Annotated in this window: 27 protein-coding genes and 1 tRNA gene; 8 read left to right on the forward strand and 20 right to left on the reverse strand. The window is 48.5% G+C overall.

All coding sequences use genetic code 11. The features are described 5' to 3' along the window. Window positions 1–5: 5 nt before the first annotated feature. Window positions 6–1,142, reverse strand: coding sequence for an aminotransferase class V-fold PLP-dependent enzyme (locus tag EDM52_RS13080; protein ID WP_245996894.1), 1,137 nt, complete (start codon window positions 1,140–1,142; stop codon window positions 6–8). Window positions 1,143–1,194: 52 nt separating this feature from the next. On the opposite strand from EDM52_RS13080, the gene EDM52_RS13085 reads away from it, so the two are divergent. Further along, a complete protein-coding gene (locus EDM52_RS13085) occupies window positions 1,195–1,887 on the forward strand; it encodes a Crp/Fnr family transcriptional regulator (RefSeq protein ID WP_183185072.1) in 693 nt (230 codons plus the stop codon). A 126-nt stretch (window positions 1,888–2,013) separates the two neighbouring features. Here the strand turns inward: EDM52_RS13085 and EDM52_RS24355 are convergent, their stop codons facing one another. After that, window positions 2,014–2,511, reverse strand: coding sequence for an MFS transporter (locus EDM52_RS24355; RefSeq protein WP_183185074.1), 498 nt, complete (start codon window positions 2,509–2,511; stop codon window positions 2,014–2,016). Continuing rightward, the gene (locus EDM52_RS13090; protein ID WP_245996895.1) at window positions 2,489–2,962 is read right to left on the reverse strand and encodes an MFS transporter; all 474 of its coding nucleotides are present in this window, start codon (window positions 2,960–2,962) and stop codon (window positions 2,489–2,491) included. The genes EDM52_RS24355 and EDM52_RS13090 overlap by 23 nt, the downstream gene beginning before the upstream one ends. Between EDM52_RS13090 and EDM52_RS13095 the strand changes: the two genes are divergently transcribed. Beyond that, window positions 2,908–3,153, forward strand: a complete 246-nt coding sequence (locus EDM52_RS13095; protein WP_245996901.1) for a type 2 periplasmic-binding domain-containing protein — start codon at window positions 2,908–2,910, stop codon at window positions 3,151–3,153. The genes EDM52_RS13090 and EDM52_RS13095 overlap by 55 nt on opposite strands. Window positions 3,154–3,226: 73 nt before the next feature. Here the strand turns inward: EDM52_RS13095 and EDM52_RS13100 are convergent, their stop codons facing one another. Continuing rightward, window positions 3,227–3,889 carry a YczE/YyaS/YitT family protein gene (locus tag EDM52_RS13100; RefSeq protein WP_122909431.1) on the reverse strand — a complete coding sequence of 221 codons (663 nt, stop codon included), beginning with the start codon at window positions 3,887–3,889 and terminating at the stop codon, window positions 3,227–3,229. A 150-nt stretch (window positions 3,890–4,039) separates the two neighbouring features. Then, window positions 4,040–4,128, reverse strand: a tRNA-Ser gene (locus EDM52_RS13105). Between the two features lie 199 nt (window positions 4,129–4,327). Between EDM52_RS13105 and EDM52_RS13110 the strand changes: the two genes are divergently transcribed. After that, window positions 4,328–5,050 carry a pseudouridine synthase gene (locus EDM52_RS13110; RefSeq protein WP_122909432.1) on the forward strand — a complete coding sequence of 241 codons (723 nt, stop codon included), beginning with the start codon at window positions 4,328–4,330 and terminating at the stop codon, window positions 5,048–5,050. A 53-nt stretch (window positions 5,051–5,103) separates the two neighbouring features. Here EDM52_RS13110 and tadA read toward each other — a convergent pair whose 3' ends face one another. Further along, window positions 5,104–5,589, reverse strand: a complete 486-nt coding sequence (gene tadA / locus EDM52_RS13115; RefSeq protein ID WP_122909433.1) for a tRNA adenosine(34) deaminase TadA — start codon at window positions 5,587–5,589, stop codon at window positions 5,104–5,106. Next, a complete protein-coding gene (locus tag EDM52_RS13120; RefSeq protein WP_122909434.1) occupies window positions 5,589–6,188 on the reverse strand; it encodes a nitroreductase family protein in 600 nt (199 codons plus the stop codon). Before EDM52_RS13120 ends, tadA begins: the two co-directional genes overlap by 1 nt. Window positions 6,189–6,474: 286 nt before the next feature. Here EDM52_RS13120 and EDM52_RS13125 point away from each other — a divergent pair, with 286 nt between their 5' ends. After that, window positions 6,475–6,978 (forward strand): ribonuclease H-like YkuK family protein, encoded by a 504-nt coding sequence (locus tag EDM52_RS13125; RefSeq protein ID WP_245996896.1) that lies wholly within the window; start codon window positions 6,475–6,477, stop codon window positions 6,976–6,978. Window positions 6,979–7,120: 142 nt separating this feature from the next. Here EDM52_RS13125 and EDM52_RS24700 read toward each other — a convergent pair whose 3' ends face one another. Together EDM52_RS24700 and EDM52_RS13130 are read right to left on the reverse strand one after the other, a co-directional pair. Then, window positions 7,121–7,291, reverse strand: coding sequence for a hypothetical protein (locus tag EDM52_RS24700; RefSeq protein WP_183185076.1), 171 nt, complete (start codon window positions 7,289–7,291; stop codon window positions 7,121–7,123). A 61-nt stretch (window positions 7,292–7,352) separates the two neighbouring features. Then, the gene (locus EDM52_RS13130) at window positions 7,353–7,574 is read right to left on the reverse strand and encodes a helix-turn-helix transcriptional regulator (protein ID WP_276531792.1); all 222 of its coding nucleotides are present in this window, start codon (window positions 7,572–7,574) and stop codon (window positions 7,353–7,355) included. A 166-nt stretch (window positions 7,575–7,740) separates the two neighbouring features. Between EDM52_RS13130 and EDM52_RS13135 the strand changes: the two genes are divergently transcribed. After that, a complete protein-coding gene (locus EDM52_RS13135; RefSeq protein ID WP_122909436.1) occupies window positions 7,741–8,088 on the forward strand; it encodes a helix-turn-helix domain-containing protein in 348 nt (115 codons plus the stop codon). A 6-nt stretch (window positions 8,089–8,094) separates the two neighbouring features. On the opposite strand, the gene EDM52_RS13140 is transcribed toward EDM52_RS13135, so the two are convergent. After that, complete coding sequence (locus EDM52_RS13140) at window positions 8,095–8,436, reverse strand: winged helix-turn-helix transcriptional regulator (RefSeq protein ID WP_122909437.1); 342 nt, start codon at window positions 8,434–8,436, stop codon at window positions 8,095–8,097. 194 nt (window positions 8,437–8,630) lie between these two features. On the opposite strand from EDM52_RS13140, the gene EDM52_RS13145 reads away from it, so the two are divergent. The 3 genes from EDM52_RS13145 (at window position 8,631) to EDM52_RS13150 (ending at window position 9,727) form a co-directional block, all read left to right on the forward strand. Then, window positions 8,631–9,041 carry a DoxX family protein gene (locus tag EDM52_RS13145; protein ID WP_122909438.1) on the forward strand — a complete coding sequence of 137 codons (411 nt, stop codon included), beginning with the start codon at window positions 8,631–8,633 and terminating at the stop codon, window positions 9,039–9,041. 222 nt (window positions 9,042–9,263) lie between these two features. Next, window positions 9,264–9,416, forward strand: a complete 153-nt coding sequence (locus EDM52_RS24360; protein WP_148038755.1) for an MFS transporter — start codon at window positions 9,264–9,266, stop codon at window positions 9,414–9,416. Between the two features lie 20 nt (window positions 9,417–9,436). Then, window positions 9,437–9,727 (forward strand): MFS transporter, encoded by a 291-nt coding sequence (locus EDM52_RS13150; RefSeq protein ID WP_148038756.1) that lies wholly within the window; start codon window positions 9,437–9,439, stop codon window positions 9,725–9,727. Window positions 9,728–9,791: 64 nt separating this feature from the next. Here EDM52_RS13150 and EDM52_RS13155 read toward each other — a convergent pair whose 3' ends face one another. From EDM52_RS13155 to EDM52_RS13200, 10 genes are all read right to left on the reverse strand, one after another. Continuing rightward, window positions 9,792–10,787, reverse strand: coding sequence for a 2-hydroxyacid dehydrogenase (locus EDM52_RS13155; RefSeq protein ID WP_122909440.1), 996 nt, complete (start codon window positions 10,785–10,787; stop codon window positions 9,792–9,794). A gap of 27 nt (window positions 10,788–10,814) precedes the next feature. Next, a complete protein-coding gene (locus EDM52_RS13160; protein WP_122909441.1) occupies window positions 10,815–11,948 on the reverse strand; it encodes a glycerate kinase in 1,134 nt (377 codons plus the stop codon). Between the two features lie 13 nt (window positions 11,949–11,961). After that, on the reverse strand, window positions 11,962–13,272 hold the full coding sequence (locus EDM52_RS13165; RefSeq protein ID WP_122909442.1) for a TRAP transporter large permease: 1,311 nt from the start codon (window positions 13,270–13,272) through the stop codon (window positions 11,962–11,964). Beyond that, window positions 13,250–13,756, reverse strand: coding sequence for a TRAP transporter small permease (locus tag EDM52_RS13170; RefSeq protein ID WP_183185078.1), 507 nt, complete (start codon window positions 13,754–13,756; stop codon window positions 13,250–13,252). Before EDM52_RS13170 ends, EDM52_RS13165 begins: the two co-directional genes overlap by 23 nt. 141 nt (window positions 13,757–13,897) lie before the next feature. Next, window positions 13,898–14,938 (reverse strand): TRAP transporter substrate-binding protein, encoded by a 1,041-nt coding sequence (locus tag EDM52_RS13175; RefSeq protein WP_122909444.1) that lies wholly within the window; start codon window positions 14,936–14,938, stop codon window positions 13,898–13,900. A gap of 24 nt (window positions 14,939–14,962) precedes the next feature. Then, window positions 14,963–16,453 (reverse strand): aldehyde dehydrogenase family protein, encoded by a 1,491-nt coding sequence (locus tag EDM52_RS13180; RefSeq protein WP_245996897.1) that lies wholly within the window; start codon window positions 16,451–16,453, stop codon window positions 14,963–14,965. A 51-nt stretch (window positions 16,454–16,504) separates the two neighbouring features. After that, entirely contained in the window at window positions 16,505–17,674 is a 1,170-nt protein-coding gene (locus EDM52_RS13185) for an iron-containing alcohol dehydrogenase (RefSeq protein ID WP_122909445.1), read from the reverse strand. Between the two features lie 14 nt (window positions 17,675–17,688). After that, a complete protein-coding gene (locus EDM52_RS13190) occupies window positions 17,689–18,765 on the reverse strand; it encodes an Ldh family oxidoreductase (RefSeq protein ID WP_338068313.1) in 1,077 nt (358 codons plus the stop codon). Then, a complete protein-coding gene (locus EDM52_RS13195; protein ID WP_122909446.1) occupies window positions 18,746–19,435 on the reverse strand; it encodes an RraA family protein in 690 nt (229 codons plus the stop codon). The genes EDM52_RS13190 and EDM52_RS13195 overlap by 20 nt, the downstream gene beginning before the upstream one ends. Window positions 19,436–19,446: 11 nt before the next feature. Then, on the reverse strand, window positions 19,447–20,457 hold the full coding sequence (locus tag EDM52_RS13200; RefSeq protein ID WP_122909447.1) for a LacI family DNA-binding transcriptional regulator: 1,011 nt from the start codon (window positions 20,455–20,457) through the stop codon (window positions 19,447–19,449). Window positions 20,458–20,610: the final 153 nt, after the last annotated feature.

The following is a 20,610-nucleotide window of genomic DNA, read 5'->3' on the forward strand; positions in this document are numbered from 1 at the left end:
TCCTCCTACAGTCTGACTGTCAGCTCAGCCAAAGCGTCAATCGCTGTCATCACTTCTTGCTCGGTATTGTAAAAATGGGGAGCGATGCGAATCACATCATTGCGGGCCGAAACGATGATTCCTCTTTCTCTCAAGAGAATCTCGGCTTTTGATGCTTCCGGAACATAGATAGCCGTATTGGATGCTTTCTGACTCCGATCATGGGGACTGACTACGGTGAGCCCTTTTTCCCCTGCGTATTGGACCGCTTTTTCAGACAGCTCTCCCAGATAGCTCTCGATTTTTTCGACTCCAATCTCATTGAGCAAGCGCAGTGCAGCATGAGCCGCATAACCATTGATCATCGGAGGAGTCCCCGTTTCAAAGCGACGCGCTCCTTGTGCGTAATCCAGGCATTTGATATCGAAGGCAAAAGGATTGGTACGGCCGAACCATCCAGTGACTGCAGGCTCCAGCTTCTCTGCTACTTCCTTTTTCACATACAGGAAGGCGATACCCGGAATGCCCAGCAAGTATTTTTGTGTCCCTGCCGCGAGAAAATCAATGTTTGCCGCCTTTACATCGATGTCTACACTTCCAGCCGACTGATAGGCGTCTACAAACAGGTAAGAGCCTTTTTCATGAACGATGGAGGCGATTTTTTGCAGATCCTGCTTAAATCCGTTGTAATACGAAACATGGGGAACGGAGGTAATCAGGGTCTGTTCACCGACGGCTTGGTTATAGTACGCTAACGGTATCATCTGATCCTGTGATGGAATAAATCGGACCTGTGCGCCTTTCCTTTCTTGGGCCTGCCACACGTGACCGATACTCGGAAAATCCATCTCCGTTGTGACGATCTGATTTCTTTGACCAGTGAAATCCAGGGCGCTCGCTACAGATGATGCGCTATCCGATACGGATGACAGAACCGCGATCTCTTCAGGTGAGGCGTTGATCAGCTTGGCAAACTGCTGCTTCGCTGCCTCTACTTCTTCCATCCAGCGCATCCAGTCCATCCCTGTGTATCGCAGCGTGTCCAAATAGGAATGAATCGCTTCCTCGACCTGTCGACTCAGTGCGCTTTGGGAGCAGCTGGACAGCATGATCTGTTCATTCAAAATCGGAAAATACGCTCGTTCTTTTGCAAATGGAAACACATTGATAACCCTCTTTCCTCACTGTTCATTTTGGTATGGAGTGATACAGACTATGATTTTGACTATTGATACCAAGAGCTCACCTTGGATGGAGAATCTCCCGTACGATTGGCAGGACGTTGCCCCTCTCGGACAAACCATCCTGCTGAAGAAGCATGAAATCATCTTTCATCAGGACGAACCTGCAGGGCACATCTATGTGGTCATGAGTGGGCGTATCCGCATGTTCTTCACCTCGCCTTCCGGAGACGAGAAAACAATTGCGATCGTAGGCAAGAATGGCTTGCTTGGTGAAAGCTGTCTTTTTGATCACCCGACCTACAACCACGCAGTCATCACTGCCAGCAAGGCTGCTCTCATCAAAATTCCGAAAGAGCGATTCCGGGAAGCCTGGAACCAAAACACGCTGCTCGCTCATCAGGCGCTGCGTTTTATCGACCTGAAAAATCACGTACTGATCTCCCATAGCATGCAGCTGAGTTTCTACTCCGCCACGCAGCGGATCTGTTACACGTTATTGCAGCTCGGCAGCACGTATGGGAAAGTCTCGGATGGAAAGCGCGTCATCACCGTGAAATTTACACACCAGGAGCTCGCCAACGTAGTCGGTACCTCGCGTGTGACGGTAGCCAATACGATGAAAGAATTGGAGCGTCAGCAGTTCCTGTCCAAAGAAAACGGGATGTACGTCATCGAAAAGGAGTCAGAATGGTACTCGTCCGTCTTGGTCAACATGCTGCTGTAGTACCCACGATACAAGAAGAGCAGCAGGACATTCAGTAAAGCATTTTACAGCTGCAATTATTTTTATACATTTCTGATAATTATAAAAACCGGTTGCCTCAAACAACCGGTCATACGAACCAACTCTTCACCCTTTATGAATATTTGTCACGGTTTCCTTGCTAAAGAAATACCGGAATATCACCAAAATCAAAGCCGTCATAACAATCAGCGCCAGGTAGATATTGCTGAAAACCGCCGCGTTTGCGTAAGGATTCCACGGAATCCAATACGTCGCAGCACCGTAATCGACAGCTTTGCTGTAAATGCCTGTTGAAACGGCACCAGATAGGAAACCAACCATCGAAAACAGGCCCATTCCTACCCCCGTTTGTTCCTTTGAGAGTGTTCGGGATATCGCATTGGACATCGAGATTTGTATGAACAGTTGACCCACCGTTCCAAAGATCAAAAAGAGCGCAACGAATACAGGCTCTATCCCCACAAAGACCGAAAGCAGCAGGAAACTGATCAGGTACAAGACCCTTCTAGCCAACAAAGCAGATACCACTGCAGCAGGTACCATCGCGAAGCCGATCCATCCCGCTTCCCGTTGATTGACTTCAGCCAAAAGCTGCGGCGTCAAAAATGGAAGTGAAAAGCCCATCCCCATTACCAATACGCATAATCCCAATCCGGCCGCATAGCGTTTGTTTTTCAATAGAGTCACTGGAACAAAAGGAGCGACTGTCACTGCGAGCAGCCCTCCGCCAAGCCACGATACGCGTCCGATCCCCTTGATGATTGTCCAAATGTTTGCGGAAGTACGGCAGGATAAACACGATAAATAACGGAATGCAGAACAGCCATCGCCAATGCACGACACTTACGACCAATGCCGCAATAACCGGACCAAGCGCGCCACCGACTGCCAATCCTGTAGCGGAAATTCCGAGCGCATGACCGCGTGTCTCTGGCGGAAAGCCTCGCCCTCCCTCCTGGGCATCGTTTTGCTGGGCGACAAAGCATTTCACTGCACGAGATAGCGGATGAACCTTTTGTCGAGTATAAGACGGGCCATCCCTTGCGAAAAACAAATGCCGACATCCTGGGGAGAGCGGGCATACAACCCAATATTGTTTGTGAGGTAGAAGAGCCTGCTGCCATGATGAGTCTCGTTCAAGCCTGGTTGGAAAAACGGTATCTTTCATTGGCTGCTCGCAAGTTACAAAGCTTTTTGGTGGAGTATTTTGCGGAAAATAATGAACGCGAACTCGGGGCGATTTAACGAAGAAACAGAAAGAGCCATCAACCCAAACATATGCCTGGTTGATGGCTCTTTCAACACGTATAAGGATGGCTCAAGCTGCATTTTCCAGCTTGTTTTTATACACGATTTTATTCCCGATCCGGCTGATCAGCTTCACGAAGAAGCCTACCAGAAAGGCGGAAATAATGGTCCCTTCACCCAGACCTTCGATTGATCCAAAAGCAACAAACGAAACCATCAAAGCGACCAGCACCAAGGTTCCATCAAACATCATTTTAACATTGCCAAACTCTTTCCCCACTTTATCGGCGATGACCTTTACCACACCTTCACCCGGGTTCAAAATCGTATTCGCCGCAATTTGCAGGTAGATCCCCAGTGCAAGAAGAATGCAACCGATCACCAACTCGACGATTTTGACGAAATACAAGGAAGGATCCAAGAACGAGAAAATCGCCATTCCCAAATCAATAAAAACGCCAAAGATCGGTCCCACAAGCAACTGCAGATACTGCTTCTTGGGAAATTTTTTGCCCACAATCATCAGTTCAATGAAAAAGAACAAGGTACATAACAGAAAAATAAGCGTTCCCATCGAAATGGGAAGCGTCATGCTCAACACGTACGGAACACTGGAAATCGGCGACGTCCCGAGGTTTGATTTCGTCACCAGCGCGATTCCAAGTCCCATAAAAAAAAGACCTGCCAGAAACACGATATATTGTCGAATTCGTTGCGGATTTTGAGTCTTCATTCGAGACATCTCTCCTTTCCTCTTAATGTGAATATTGGAAATGCTGGATCTGAACCTCCAGAACATGAAAATTTCTCTTTTTTGCCAATAAAAAAAAACGAAAGCATATTCTCGCCTACGGCAAAAATATGCTTTGCATCTCCTACAAAGCGGAGAGAGTGGGATTCGAACCCACGCACGCCTCACGACGCCTAACGCATTTCGAGTGCGTCCCCTTATGACCACTTGGGTATCTCTCCATATCGTTTATCGAAACATTATTTAATATAGCAAAACTTATGCTCAAATGCAAGTGTAAATCCCTGCCACCTCTTGATTTGAGCCTGCCAATAGGACAAACTAGTAAGAGTATGCAAAACGGGCATTTGCCTTGTCATTTTCTCCAAAGTAGAGCGAATCCGTACTCCCTAAAGTACATAAAAGAAACGAGGAACATAGATGAAACGTGAACGATTGGATAAAGTGCTCGCCAATATGGGTTTTGGCACACGCAAGGAAGTGAAAGCACTCGTAAAGAATAAGGTTGTAGTCGTAGACGGGAAAGTCGCGACTGATCCTGGTATGCACGTCATACCGGAAGAACAGGAGATCGTCGTTGATGGCGAGGAGCTCAACTACAAGCGGTGGGTCTACGTCATGCTGAACAAGCCCCCTGGAGTCGTTTCTGCGACGGAGGACAACCTGCATGAGACGGTTGTCGACTTGCTTCCGTACGAATGGGCGATCAAGGTGCATCCCGTGGGACGTCTGGATATCGACACCGAAGGGCTTCTGCTTTTGACCAACGATGGACAGTTCTCGCACAGCCTGCTTTCCCCCAAAAAGAAAGTGGAAAAAGAATACTTCGCTCGCATCGAAGGTCGCGTGACAGAGGAGCATGTCAAGGAGTTTGCCAAAGGTGTAGAGCTTGAGGATTTTACCACCATGCCGGCCACGCTTAACATCCTCTCTTCCGGAGAAACCTCGGAGATTCGCGTCACCATCATGGAGGGTAAATTTCACCAGGTAAAACGCATGTTTGCTGCCTTTGGCTTGCATGTCGCCTACCTGCAGCGCGTACGCATGGGTCCTATCCCACTCGATCCGAGCCTCGAGCTGGGCGAATACCGGGAGCTGACCGAAGAAGAGCTGGAAATGCTGCGCAATCACATTCAAAAATAACCAAGCAAAAACCGCCCAGGCGCATCTGCCGAGTTGCACCGGGCGGTTTTTCGTCACTTTTCAGGGAGAGCAGGCTGTCTTTTTTTTCGCAAGCCACGAAAAAAATCCTTCAGCAATTGCCCGCACTCTTCGGCAAGCACACCCTCTACTACCGGAACCTGATGATTAAAGCGAGGTTCCTCTAGCAAATTCATCAATGTCCCGGCACAACCTGCTTTGGGATCGACTGCGCCATATACCACCTGCTCGACCCTGCTTTGCACGATGGCTCCAGCGCACATCGGGCAGGGCTCCAGTGTGACGTACAAGGTGCAGCCGATCAGACGCCAGCCACCCAATCGTTCACTGGCCTCCCGAATCGCGATCATTTCGGCGTGGAGAGTAGGATCTTTGCGGGTTTCCCGCAGGTTGTAGCCTCGACCTACAATTTCCCCGTCGCGAACGATCACAGCGCCGATCGGTACCTCACCGATTGCAGCGGCCTTCTGTGCTTCCTCCATCGCAGCACGCATGTACGTTTCATGTGCCTGAAGTTCCATCACTTTTCTTTGAAGACTCCTTCAAAAACCGTTTCTTCCAGCGGACGGCGGGAGGATGGCTTTTCCCGCTCCTGGAAGGCTTCAGACAATGCTTCCTTTTCACCCTGATAGCCCACCGCGATCACGGCGTGGAGCTCATATTCAGCTGGAATACTCAGCACCTCGCGCGCTTTTTCCGGGTCAAAACCACCCATCGCATGCGTGACCAGACCCTGACGAGTGGCTTCCAGCGCCAGATATCCCCAAGCTGCTCCTGCGTCGAAAGCATGGGAGCGGAGATGAGTTTCACGCGAGCTGATCGTTTTGGACAAGACGAGAACGAGGACAGGTGCCTTTTCACACCATGCGCGATTGCCCTCCGCGATAAATGGATAGAAACGCTCTCTATCTTCTTGTGTACGGGCAAAAATAAAGCGCCAAGGCTGTTCGTTGCTACCAGATGGAGCCCAACGCGCCGCTTCAAACAAGCTGAACAGCACTTCATCTGGTACCGCGTCAGTTTTATAGGAACGCGGGGACCAACGATTCAAAAAGACAGGATCGATATCATGTCCTGCTTGTCGATTTTCTTGTACCTGGGGTAAATACACCTTCGTCATGCTTCGTGCCTCCTGATTTCATTTTTTCATACATCAATCGGGATAGGGAAAAGCTTATCTATAATAAGGAACATTCGTTCTTATTATCACTCAAGTGCCCAAACAGCCTGATGCTACACGCACCGCATGAGGCAAACTTTCTTCATAATTCATTGTAAAAAAAACTGTTATTTGTTTATTCATGAGCTTTTTTGTCCTTACCCGTTCACATACTCTCCGAGAGATTACATACATTAATGGTGTAAGGAAACTGGATGCAAGTGACAGTGAGCCTCGTTTTGGAGGGATGCGAGTGGGCTTATCTTCGACTAACAACCTGTTTGAATCTTTTCACAGCCCTACCAAAGGGCAATTAACCAAAGATGATGTGTTCTCCCTGATAGAACAGACCATCGCTTCCAATAAAGGCTCCTTCGAGATTATCGTGGGTGCCGATTCCCAGCTGAAAAGTCGCGGCACATTCTTTGCTCTGGTCATCACCGTCATTCGGCCCGGTCATGGCGGATCGTTCTTTTATCACAAGTTCCAGGAGCAGCGCTACTCCTCACTGCAGCAACGCATTTTTCAGGAAGCGGTCTACGCAGTAGGTTTAGCGACCGAAGTACGCCAATACCTTCGCGACCACGATCATGACACACCTGTCCGTCTCCATTTTGACATTGGTGCGAATGGACCTACTCGTAAGTTTATCCAGTCTCTACTCAGCTTAGCAGCATCGAATCAGTTTCGCGCAGAAATCAAGCCTCATTCCTTCTGTGCTTCCACCATTGCCGACAAGTTTACCCGGTAGCAATGGCCATACACACAGCGGAGCGCTGCCTTAGCGTAACCGCTATTTTTCTGTCATGTTCAAAGGATTCGTGATACCGTTCATGAAATCCTACTTTTTTAACCTACAGTAACTGTAAAACCTGCACTTTTCGTTCTTTAAGCTATGAACGTTGTACATTCATCTCTTCCCGTAATTTCTGCTCAAAAAGCAGCAGGCGAACCACAAAGTCGTCGCAAGCTGCCTTGCTTTGTGGCGCCATCATCTGAATTTCATACTCAATCGTCTTTTTCCAAATTTCCAGCTGTCGCAAATTTGCCTCATACGGCTTCACTGGTTTCACTCCTTACCTGCCTTCTGTCTTTATTTTGCTGTTTTAGCAAAACCGATGCGCATTAGAAAACTTGGCGATTGTAAAATAAATCCTGCAGGTCACACCCGAGCTTCCTGGCCAATATGGGCAAATGAATGGCTTTGAAAGCATACTCGCCCTTCTCATATTTTTGATAGGCAGAGGCGTTTTTGAAGCCCAAAAACTCTGCCATGTCCTGTTGAGTCCAACCACATTCCGCTCTCCGTTTGGCAATAAACGCAAGATTGATTACTTCCACTTCCATTTGCTATTCTCCCCCTCTTGTAAAAATAGCAAACTCCTAATTAAAGTCATCATATCGTTTCCATTTTAACAAAGTCAATACAATTTTTGTCATTTCGACAAACTTGTTTTTTCCGTTTTGGAAAATTGATAAAATAATATTGCCATAACGGAAAGGTGGTTCCAGCATGTCAGTGGTTGGTAAACGAATCAAATGGCTTCGCGAACAAAAAAAATGGTCCCAGCTCCAACTGGCTGAGAAGCTGGGGATTCATAATACGGTTCTGTCTCGTATCGAATCCGGCGAGAAAAAAGGTGTCGATTATTATCTTATCTCCCATGTAGCAGACATATTTGAAGTCTCAACAGATTTTCTTCACGGCAAAACGGACAACCCCGCTCCCTTTTGGCAACATGCATCCGTTCGAGAGACACAGGCACCCTTTTTTGATCTGCAAGGTTTGAACGAAAGTGATCTGGCAGAGATAAAAAATCACATCGAATACCTGAAATGGAAAAAGAAAACCCCTCAATGAGGGGTTTTATTCGTCTATGGATGCATGATCAGCGTCCAGCTCGATCCATTGCTGCGACCAGCTTTCAATTCCCTTCAAGACCGGCTCCAAAGCACGGCCTTTATCAGTCAGCGAATATTCTACGCGTACGGGTGCTGAATCCGTAAAAACTTGGCGATGCACAAGACCTTCCTTCTCCAAATCCTTCAAGCGTTCAGAGAGTAGCCTTCCGCTTACCGGCAAAGCTCCTTCCAAGGCACAAAATCGCTGAGGCCCGGAAAGCAATTGATACAATATGAGCCCCGTCCAGCGTTTGCCTAGTAGTTGCATGCCTTTTTCAAACCTGGGACAGAGGGAAGACTGTTTCATAAAATCACCTCATTCTCCTTCCAGTATACCGCTCTTTTATGATTCCTTCAAAACGTATGATGAGAATGGAGTGTAAATAACGAATCTTGTCTTCATCCACTAGGAATAGAGAGGGTTGACAACTCTAATTATTATTGTATACTTACTAACGAAAAGTAATCTTATTATTAAACATAAACAATTAGGAGGCCATTATGAATAGTCGTTTTGAATGGAGTGCTCTTATCCTACGCGTCATTGCAGGGATTACCTTTTTTATCCACGGAATTGCCAAGTTCCAGATGGGATTGGATAACGTGGTCGGATTCTTCGGCAGCATGAGTCTGCCAGCCTTTCTCGCATATGTGGTTACACTTCTGGAAACCATTGGCGGTCTTGCCCTGATTCTTGGATTGGGTACCCGCATCTTCTCTGGGCTGCTGGGTATTGTCATGGTAGGTGCCATCTTCACTGCAAAGCTTGGCGGTGGATTTATGGGAAATGGAACAGGCGCTGGATACGAGCTCGACCTCGCCCTGTTGGCTATGCTGGTTGCATTGGTTATCAGCGGTAGCTCGCTGTACAGTGTTGACCGGGTATTCTCCGGGAAAAAAGAAGCTGAATGAGATTGAGCTGTTAAAAAAGTTGTTAGCCAAAATTAGAGAGAATATTAACGCGGAGCTGCATGGATAAAAAATCTATCATCCGTGGGATAGGAGAGATTACATTGCAACGACAGCCCCTATGGCGTAGGGACTTCCTCAGTATTTGTCTCAGCAGTTTGTTTTTGTTCATCACGTATTACGCCTTGGTGGCTACACTGCCTGTCTACGTCATGGAGGTCTTGAATGGCGGTGATCGAGAAGCTCTCGTTTGCCTATAGTGGATTGCTATCTTTTATTCCTGTCTATGCGAAAGAACAAGGCATGGTGGAGACCTCCAGCTACTTCTTTGTGATTTATGCCATTATGATTGTCATTTCCCGCCCCTTTACCTCCTGAGCCAAGCACATAGTCCGGTCATGTTTTTGGTGGCGAGCGGCGTGATTGGACTCGGCTATGGTAGTGTTTTCCCCAGCTTTCAAGCCATCGCGATCAAATCCGCTCCAAACGAGCGCAGAGGATTGGCAACGGGTACCTACTTTCTTTTGCTTGATACCGGTATGGGGGTTGGCTCATTCGTACTGGGAATGATCGCATCGGCCATGAACTACAGCTTTATGTACGTCGTTTCGTATTATACCTTGCATCATCGGAGAGCTGTGATCAGGAAGAAACGAGAGGGCTTGCAGGTTTTGAACCAGCAAGGGTAATCGCTCCACGCAAACCAAAAAAGCTTCGTTCCCAAAGAGGAATGAAGCTTTTCATTTTTTGAAGCTATACATCGATTTTCCTTGCTTGCACAACGTCCTGATTCACCCGATTTCTCGGCGGCTCTCCCATTACTCCCTGGATCAGATTGGCCGCAGCCAGCTCAGCCATCCGTGTCCGAGTCTGAATGGACGCACTGCCGATGTGTGGCAGCGTGACCACATTGGGCAAAGTCAGAAGCGGATGATCAGGACTGACTGGTTCCTGCTCAAATACATCAATTCCCGCTGCCCAAATCTTGTTTTGTTTCAATGCCTCATACAAGGCTGCTTCATTTACAATGCCGCCACGTGCAGTATTGATGAGAATCGCCGAATTTTTCATCAAGGACAATTCTCTTTCCCCGATCAGGTTCCGGGTCTCTTCCGTATACGGTGTCATCACACAGACAAAATCGGATTCACGCAACAAGCTGTCTAGGTCGGCATACTCGATTCCCCATGTTTTTTCCGCTTCTTCCTTGCGACTGCGGTTGTGGTAGAGGATACGCATGTCAAAGCCTTTTGCCCGTTTTGCCAGCGATTCACCGATCCGACCCATACCAATGATCCCAAGTGTCGCCCCATAGATATCCTGACCGGTTAACAGCATCGGGGACCAAGTTTTCCAGCTTCCCTCGCGCAGAAAATCAGATGCTTCCACAATTCTACGTGCGGTGGCCATTAACAAGGCAAATGTCAAATCTGCAGTGGTTTCCGTCAGTACACCAGGAGTGTTGGTCACGAAGATGCCCTTTTCGGTGGCTGCGGTTACATCGATGTTGTTATAGCCAACAGCCATATTGCTGATGACTTTTAATTGCTTCGCTTTTTGCAATAGTGCCTCGTCGATCGTCTCCGTCAAGAGACAGAACAAACCGTCTATGTTTTCTATTTTTTCTTCCAATACAGCGCGTGGGACAGGTATGTCTTCCTCCTCCCACATCTCTACCTGACAGACTTCGCTGATCTTCTCCAACGTGCTATCGGGAATTCGTCTCGTAATATATACGCTTGGTCGCAAGGTACACCATCCTCTCTGGAAAATTTGCTATACGAACCGCTTCATGAACCGGATTATCTGCTCCACTCGCTCCTGTGCCCATCCTTCTGCCTGTTCCATGGCCTGCTCAAGGCTACATGGCTTAGGCACGATCGAAAACCCTGCTAGCAAACCAATCTCATCCATCTGATCACTGGTCAGCTCCATGCCTCCACAAATCGCGATAGTTGGTATCTGATAAGGCTTAGCTTTTTTACATACGCCAGCAATGACCTTGCCAGCCATCGTTTGCTCATCCAGCTTCCCTTCACCCGTGATGATCAGATCGGCTGCTTGTATTTTTTGCTCAAAATGAATCGCATCCATGACAAGCTCAATACCAGATTTGAATTCTGCATGAAGAAATGCTAATAACGCAGCCCCCATCCCGCCAGCAGCCCCGCTTCCTGGCAGATGACGCACGTCAATACCGAGTTGCTTTTCGACTACGTCAGCAAAGCGGGATAGCGCCATATCCAAACGCTGTACCATCTCTGGTGTAGCACCCTTTTGCGGTCCGAAGACAGCCGAAGCGCCATTGGCACCACATAATGGGTTGTTCACATCGCTGGCAATGGTAAAGGTAGACTCCTGCAGCCTTTTGTCCAGTCCGGAAAGATCCATGTATGAAAGCTTTTCGAGTGAAGCCCCGCCTTTCGGTAGCAAAACTCCATCCTGATCGTAGAAGGCAGCCCCCAACGCTTTCAACATGCCTGCACCACCGTCATTGGTAGCACTCCCGCCCAAACCAATGATGAATTTCCGATAGCCTGCGTTAAGGGCGTGTAATACCAGTTCTCCTGTTCCGAAGCTGCTTGTGATGAGCGGGTTTCTCTCATCGGGCTTCAATAGCGGAAGACCGGAAGCCTGGGCCATTTCGATAATCACAGTAGCATGGTCGCCAAGGATGCCATAGGCTGCACGAATGGGCCTTCCCAACGGGTCGTTTACCTGTACGAGTCTGGTTTCGCCTTGGGTCGAGTAAACCATATTGTCCACGGTTCCTTCCCCGCCATCTGCCAATGGGAGCTCGATCACATCAATCTTCGGGTCCGCGGCATGAATGCCCCTGCACACCGCAGCGCATAGGTCACGCGCAGATATGGAGCCTTTGAAGGAATCTGGTGCTACTACAATCTTCATTGCCTTCCCCCTCTTACTTCAAAATAGATGGCAGCCAGAGAGTTATCTGCGGTAAATAGGTTACCAACAGGATATCAATAATTAAAATCAAGTAAAACGGCAGCATCGATTTCATGATTTGTTCGATACGTAATCCGGCAATCTGGCAAGCGACGAATAAGTTCACGCCTATAGGTGGCGTAACCATGCCAACAGCCAGATTTACAATGATGATAATTCCAAAATGTATGGGATCAATGCCAAATTGCATCGCAACAGGAGTCAAAATTGGTGCAATAATGACAATGGATGCCCCTGTCTCGAGAAACATCCCGACCAACAGCAAGAGTAGATTGACGAGCAATAGGAAGACGATAGGACTGTCAGAAATAGAGACAAACCAGTTGGCGACAAGACTCGGAACCTTTTCTGCCGTAAGCACCCAACCGAGCAAACCCGCATTTCCGATAATGAGCATGATGACAGACGTCGATAAAACCGAGCTGCGCAGAATTTCCATCATTTTCGTCTGATTGATGGTACGGTAAACAAACAGACCGAGGACTAGCGCATATCCGACTGCAACAGCCGCTGCTTCCGTTGGCGTAAAAATCCCGCCATAGATTCCTCCGAGAATGATGACAGGCATCATCAAAGGCAATACCGCCTTTCGCAATGCGTCCCATCTTCCCTGCCAGCTCATCATTTTTGCTTCCGCCTCTTGCTCTTCGGCACTCAACACTAATTGACCGTAGCCATTTCGCTTGCTCACGAGATAGATCACCAGCATGAGTGAGAGGCTGATGAGAAGCCCAGGACCAATACCCGCCAAAAATAAATCTCCGATCGAGATCGCTGTTCCTGCACTCAATGCAAAGATGATCATAGGGATGGAGGGTGGAATGATGACACCCAGCTCACCTGAAACCGCCTGGACAGAGGTCGAAAATGGTTTCGGAAATCCTCGCTTGACCATAGCTGGGATGAGGATGCTGCCAATCGCTGCGGTCGTCGCGGCACTTGACCCGGAAATAGAGGCAAAAAACATCGCTGTCAATACGGTCACCATACCCAATCCACCCGTCATGCGACCCACAATCGAATTGGCCAGGTTGATCAAGCGTTGCGATATCCCGCTGTACTCCATAATGTTACCGGCAAGGATAAAGAACGGAATGGCCATCAACGGAAAGGAGTCAAGGGAGGAAAATACTCTCTGGATCACGACTTGCAAAGATATTCCGCTGTCCATCATGGCGAAGATACTGGCCAATCCCATGGAAAAGGCGACCGGAACACCTAGCGCAAACAGAATGAGCAAACTAGAGAATAAGATCCCCGCCATTCTTCTCCTCCCCTTTCTCTGTAAAGATTTCAATCAGGACAACCACGCTATTCAGAAATGCCAGAATCGCTCCGACCGGAATCGCAGCATAGGTCCAGGCAACAGGAATGTCCATCGCCCCTGTGCTTTGTCCCACCAGATTTGTCATGATTCCAAAGCCGTATTTGATCAGAATGAATAATAGAACGAGATTAATCAGGACAGTGATGACTTCCAGCACTTTTTTTACCTTTTTGGGGACAAGCTGCTGGATGATTTCAACAGAAATCAAAAGCCCTTTGCGTAAAGCGATCGCTGTTCCCAAAAATACAATCCAAATCATCAGGTAACGAGATAACTCCTCTGACCACACAAGTGGGTTTTTCAACACATAGCGAGCGAAAACCTGATATATCGTGAGCAGGGAAATCAATCCGAAGATGATGACAATCAGATTAAAAATCCAGAGGTTCATGCGATCTGCTACTGCAATTACATGTCTCATATGTCCTCCTCGTAACGTAGCATGCTTACATTCATTCTCAATCACCCCCGCATGTATCCATCCTTCATTACATACAGGGATCATCGAAAATTGCGGAGAGGAGGGGGAAAGGCTGCCCCTTCCCCCAATGTTCGTGTCTGTTTATTTGGCCGCCAGTACCTTTTCGTACAGTTCCTTGATTTCTGGGAATTGGTTGTCTACGAATCCTTCCAGCTTGGCCTGGAATGCTGCCAGATCGGGCTCAACCAAAGTCATGCCTTCCTCCTGCAGCTTGGTCAAAAACTCGCTGTTCCCCTTGTCTACTTGTTCGATAACATACTTTTTGGCTTGTCCATTTGCTGCTTCCATCAGAGCGTTTTGTTGTTCAGGACTTAGCGAATTGAATTTTTCACCGCTGATGACCATCGCGATCGGTTCACGAACGTGCTCCGTCTTGACCAGGAACTTGTTTACTTCACTAAATTTAGACGAATAGATCAGGGACAGCGGATTTTCCTGTCCGTCAATCACCCCTTGTTGAATGGCTGTGTACACCTCGCCAAATGCCATCGGAGTCGGTGCTGCCCCCAGCTGCTGGAAGGATTTTACAAACACAGGACTTTCCGGTACGCGAACCTTTAATCCACTCAGATCTTCAGGCACCTTCACTTCTTTGTTCACAGTCAGCCAACGAGCACCGCGGTCCCAATAAGTTAATACCTTATATCCCGATTGCTGTTCAATCGTAGCAGATATCTCTTTACCTACTTCACCGTCATACACCTTGTTAAAATGCTCTTGATTGTCAAACATGAAAGGTACTGTAAAAATCTTCGCAGCATCAGAGGAACCGGACAGAACACCCGCACCCCCGATCCAAATATCAGCTGTGCCTACCTTCAACCCTTCAAGAAGGTCCTTGTCTTTCCCTAATGTTCCATCGCCAAATACTTCAATTTTGACGGAACCATTTGAGAGCTTTTCCACTTCCGCTGCAAACTGCTCTACCGCTTGTGAATGGATTTCGGCGGATGTCCAGACATGGCCCAATTTCAGCTTCACCGCAGCAGCAGTCTCCGCCGGTTTACTTTCACCCGCTGCCTGCTGGCTGCCCCCTCCATTCGTTGCTGGTGATGAAGAACAACCAACCAGCAAAGACATTGCTACTGAAAAAACACCTGCTGCTTTCATCCACTTCTTCATATCTATCTCTCCCCCATTTTTCGATTAATCGTATTGGAAGTACACGACCTTCAATTCTGTAAAGAAATCTTTGTTGGTACTGCCAATCGAATAAGCGCCGAACCCGGATTGTTTTACACCACCGAATGGCATATAAGCTGCACTGGCTGTACCGTGATTAATATGAACCATCCCGCTCTCGATCTGTTCAGCAAAACGATATGCGGATGAAAGGTTATCCGTAAAGACAGATGCGGCAAGCCCATACTCGACAGAATTGGCGATCTCAAACGCTTCCTTCTCATCTTCAACCGCAATGACGCTCAATACCGGCCCGAAAATCTCTTCCTTGGCGATTCTCATATCCGGAGTCACCTGGTCAAACAAGGCGGGTGTCATGTAACTGCCATGCGCATACTCACCTTCCGAAAGAATCTCTCCGCCCGCGAGCAGACGTGCTCCTTCTTCCTTGCCGATTCGCAGATACTCTTGAACAGAATCGAGATGGCTTTTGTTAACGAGTGGTCCCATGTTGGCCTTCTGTTCCCAGGCAGGACCTACTGTGATCAGTCGGATTTCTTCCAATAATGCCTTTGTTAAAGCTTCGGCCTGTTCTTTCAGTACAATGACCCGGCTGATTGCCGTACAACGTTGACCGCTGCAAGCAAAAGCCGCACCGACAATCTGCTTTGCTGCATTTTCCAGATTGGCATAATCGAGCACGACTGCCGGATTTTTCCCGCCTAACTCCAACTGGGTTCGCACCAACCGTTTGGCAGCGATTTCATGGATCGCCACTCCTTGCTTGGTCGATCCTGTAAAGCTGATCCCTTTTACCAGCGGGTGTTTTACAAGCGGATCTCCCACTTTCGACCCGCTGCCAATCACCAGATTGACGACGCCTTTTGGCACCCCCGCTTCGGCAAGCAGCGAAAACAGCTTGGTCGTTGCCCACGGTGTATTTGAAGCCGGTTTGAATACAACGGTGCATCCGTAGGCGAGAGCAGGTGCTATTTTTCGAACAGGTGTGACAACAGGGAAATTCCACGGAGCGATGGCGGCAATGACTCCGATCGGCTGGCGTATCGTCGAATTCCACACGTGAGTCCGCTCACCGGGTAGAGTCTCTCCGTCCATGCGAATCGCATCCCCTGCTGCAAAGCGAGTTTCCTTGGCAGCACGAGCAACCTCTCCGCGAGATTCCGCCAGTGCTTTTCCCTGCTCAGCCGACAGCATGTAAGCCAGTTCGTCGATATCCCGCTCCAGCAAATCGGCAAACTTCATCAGGATCGCACCACGATCTGGCGCAGGCATTTTCGACCAGGATTTGAACGCTTCGTTGGCTGCTACAACAGCTGCATCTACATCGGTCTCTGTAGAATCCGGAAAATAACCGAGCAACTGCGATTTGCGGGCTGTGTGGTACAGTGGAACTGCTTTTCCATTGCTGCTGTCAACCCATTGTCCATTGATGTAATTCCCGTACGTTTTCCCCGCGTGTTGGTCCAGCCAAGTCAGCATGTCGTGTTGAGACACTGCAATTTCCCCTTTCCAGCTTTTCTAGTATGAAAATGATCAAACTTTCCTTTAATCCTTTTTCATGGCTGCTCTGCAGATTTGCTTCAGGTCTTCCAAGGTCGGTTTGCGTGGATTGACGGGAACATTGCCTGACAGCATGGCTTCTTCGGCAATAAAACCGAGGTGCTCTTCCTTCAGTCCGTAGTCTGAAAGCGTCTGCGTGATCCCGACATCCTGTTTCAACTGTCGAATCGCCACGACGGAACGCTCTGCGGCTTCCCGGTCACTGAGATGCTCGACCTTCTCCCCAAAAATCGATGCGATTTCCGCAAACTTCTCCAAATTGCCAATCAGGTTAAATTGCATGACTTCTGGCAGTAGAATGGCGTTTACCGTGCCATGAGGAATCTTGAAATGAGCCCCAAGCGGAATGGCCAAAGCATGAGCAAGTCCCAAGCGAGTTGAGTTAAAGGCCATCGCTGCAATCAGGCTGGCGAGCAGCATATCGTGACGCGCCTGCAGGTTATCCCCTGCAACGACCGCTACACGCAAGCTTTTCGCAATCATTTTCATCGCCTGAATGGACATCCCCTCGGAGATGGGCTGAGTCGCTTTATTCACATAAGACTCGAGAGCATGCGTCAAGGCATCCATCCCTGTTGCTGCGGTCACGTGCGACGGCAAGCTGATTGTCAGTTCAGGGTCGCAAAGCGCCAGTGTCGGACAGTTGTATGTACTGCCAACGCTCAATTTCACATTTTCTTTCTTGTCCGACAGTACAGACCAGATCGTCAGCTCGCTTCCCGTCCCTGCTGTAGTAGGCACGGCAATGACCGGAGCGGCTTGATGGAGTACCTTGTTGATGCCGACATAATCACGGATATGCCCAGGGTTCGTCAGCATCGTTCCGATCGCTTTGGCTGTATCCAGCGAACTGCCGCCTCCCACCCCTACGACGAGGTTGCAGCCTTCCGCTTTGGCTATGTCAGTTCCCTTTTCTACCGAGGAAATGTCCGGATCAGCTTCGATCTCTGAAAAAATCACATAGGGAATGTCAGCCTCTTTCAATGGTTCTTCCAATCGCTCGACGACACCGGCAGAGACTACACCCGGGTCTGCTACGATCAGTACCTTGTTGCCTCCCAAGGCCTTCACATGGTCTGCAAGCGAACGAATGGAACCGTTTCCAAATTCGATGGCTGTTGGAATTTCATATCGGAATACGCGATTTAGTTGCATGGATGAACCCCCTGTTATTTCGCCTTTTCAAATTCTGCTAGTGCCAAATCGACTCCGTAAGTCTTTCCGATTGCTGTGAGTTCCTCGACTACTTTTGGTTGTAGTTCGATTCCAAATTCTTTACGCTCTAGGCTGCGACGGTGTTCCAACTCGCCAGGAATCAAGATTTCCTGTACCCCAGGTGCTTTCGGTTCTTGCTTGATCTCCTGGATATACTGATCCATCCGCGCTTTAAACTGCTCGACAGGAATGAACCGATTGATGTCTACCGCGATGAAAACATGGCCGACGTTTTGTGACTCCTCCCAGTTTTCGTACATATTATTGACGTATTTGCCAAATCCGGCCCCTGTTAAGACACCCGATAAAATATCGATAAACATGGAGATCGCGTAGCCTTTCGGACCCCCTACCGGTAAAACAGATCCTTCCAGAGCAGCTTCGGCATCCGTTGTAGGATTTCCATCTTTATCGATGGCCCAGCCCAATGGGATTGGCTCCCCTTTTTGTGCAGAAACGATAATTTTACCTCGCGCTACCACACTTGTCGCCATATCCAGAATAAAGGGCAGCTCTTTTCCACTTGGGACACCGACTGCAAGTGGATTGGTTCCAATGAAAGGCCTTACCCCGCCAGTTGGAGGCATCGTCTGTGAGGCGTTGGACATGACCAGCAAAATCATATCCTGCTCGATAGCCTTCATGACATAATAAGCTCCGGTGCCAAAATGATTGGAGCCTTTTACACCGACAAATGCAGCACCGTGCTTCTTGGCTTTTTCCAATGCCAAATCCAATGCCTTCGTGCCGATCACAGAGCCAAAGTTGTTCTGGCCATCTACCAAAATGGTCGCTTCGCTCTCGTTCACCTTCTCCACGGCAGCAAAGGGGTCAATCATACCTGCTTCGATGCGCTTTAGGTAGATCGCCGTCCGCACCACTCCGTGCGATTCCACTCCTCGCAAATCTGCCTGAACCAGAGAATCGGCCACAATCGCTGCCGACTGTGCGGGTACACCCGCTTTGATAAATACCTGCTCACAAAAATGTTGTAGTCCTTCCCAGCTGTATCTACTCGGTAATGCCAACAAATTCACAGCCCTTCTGCTTTAATGTCTCATCCACCCATGTACGATCTACGGTTCCGTCTGCAATAGAGGCAAGAATGGCTTCTTCCTTTGCTTGTTGAGCTTTGACCAGCGCCAGAACCTCTTCAGCCAAATCCGCTGGAACGACAGCTAGTCCATCTTCATCACCAACGATGATATCCCCGGGATGCACGACCATTCCTCCTACCGAGACAGGAACATTAATCTCTCCTGGGCCGTCTTTATAGGGTCCACGGTGGGTCACTCCTCTTGCATATACCGGGAACACGTCCTGTTTAAAGGCTTCGGTATCGCGGATTGCCCCATCTACCACAAATCCGCTCACCCCGTTTTTCTGAGCGATTCGAAGCATGATCTCTCCGACAATCGCGTTCGTCAAATCACCACCTGCATCGACGACAATGACATCTCCAGCTTCGGCCATGTCGATCGCCTTGTGCACCATCAGGTTGTCGCCTGGTCGAGTTTTTACGGTTAGAGCAGTCCCGACCAGCTTTCCTTCTTTATGATAGGGCGTTAATCCGGCAGCCACGCCATGCATCCTATTGAGGTTATCGCTGATATGAGGAGTAACTACGTGCCGATATTGTTCTACAAGCTCCTTTGCAGGGCGCTTGCTGATTGGAAATATTCGAAAGCCGATGTTCGCCATGATGATTCCTCCTACTTCGTCCCGCAAGAGCGACGAATAATCAAATTGGGTTCCAGCAAAGTTGTTTTGGGTTTTACAGGCCGCTTTGCCTGAATGCGCTTGATTAGACTTTTTACCGCGATCTCTCCCATTTCATAGGCTGGTTGATTGACCGTTGTCAGCGGAGGATCCAAATGCTTCGACCAGACCGTCTCGTCGTAGCCTATGAGCGAAATATCTTGGGGCACGCGCAGGTTTTGTTCCTTGATGGCTTCGAGGATTTCCAGCGTCATCATGTTGTTAGTAGAAAAAATCGCATCTACTTCTGGTGATTGTGCAAGCAGCTCCTTGGTGGCTTCTTTCACAATCCCTTTTTTCTCTGGCAAAATCCGTATCAGCGAATCACGCACAGCCAAGCCATTGCGAACCAAGCCCTGCTTGTATCCTTCAATCCGTTCGAGTCTCGGACTTACGCCTTCAGGAGGGTACACCATGATCGCGATATTTTTTCGACCATTTTTGCACAGCTGATCAATGGCCAGCGTAGCACCCATCACATTGTCCACGACAACGGTATCCAGCTCCAGCTCCGCCACTTTGCGGTTGACCGCCACAACGGGATATTTATTGCCAATCAAAGACTCGTACAAGGCAAAATTTTTCATCGTCGGGTTGATAATGATCCCGTCGACCTGCCTCATCTGTAGTCCCCTGATGTACTCTTCCTCCAATTGAGGATCGTCATTGGAGTTGCAAATCATCAAACTGTAGCCCAGAGCACGACAAGCGTCCTCCACACCCTCCAACACCCTGGTCCAGTACGGGTTTTGCAAATTGGACAAAATGATTCCCAGTACGTTTGTCCGCATCTGCTTTAATCCTCTAGCCAAAGCATTTGGGCGATAATCCAATTCACGAATCACTTCCAATACGCGTTTCTTTGTTTCTTCTGTTGCATGTTCGAAGTGACCGTTTAGAATTCTGGAGACCGTAGTCTTGGATACCCCAGCCTTTTTTGCCACATCATCAATCGTTACTTTCATTAATCAGTTCCTCTTTTCCATATTTCTTTGAGAAATAAAGGATTCATTCGTATTAGAAGTTTTGGAAACCGTTTTTGGAAATCGGTTTCGTGAATCGGTTAACTAGATATTAACAGCCCAATAAAGCGATTTCAATATGTATTTTTTGAATTA

This window comes from Brevibacillus invocatus (assembly GCF_003710915.1).
Classification (GTDB): Bacteria; Bacillota; Bacilli; order Brevibacillales; family Brevibacillaceae; genus Brevibacillus; species Brevibacillus invocatus.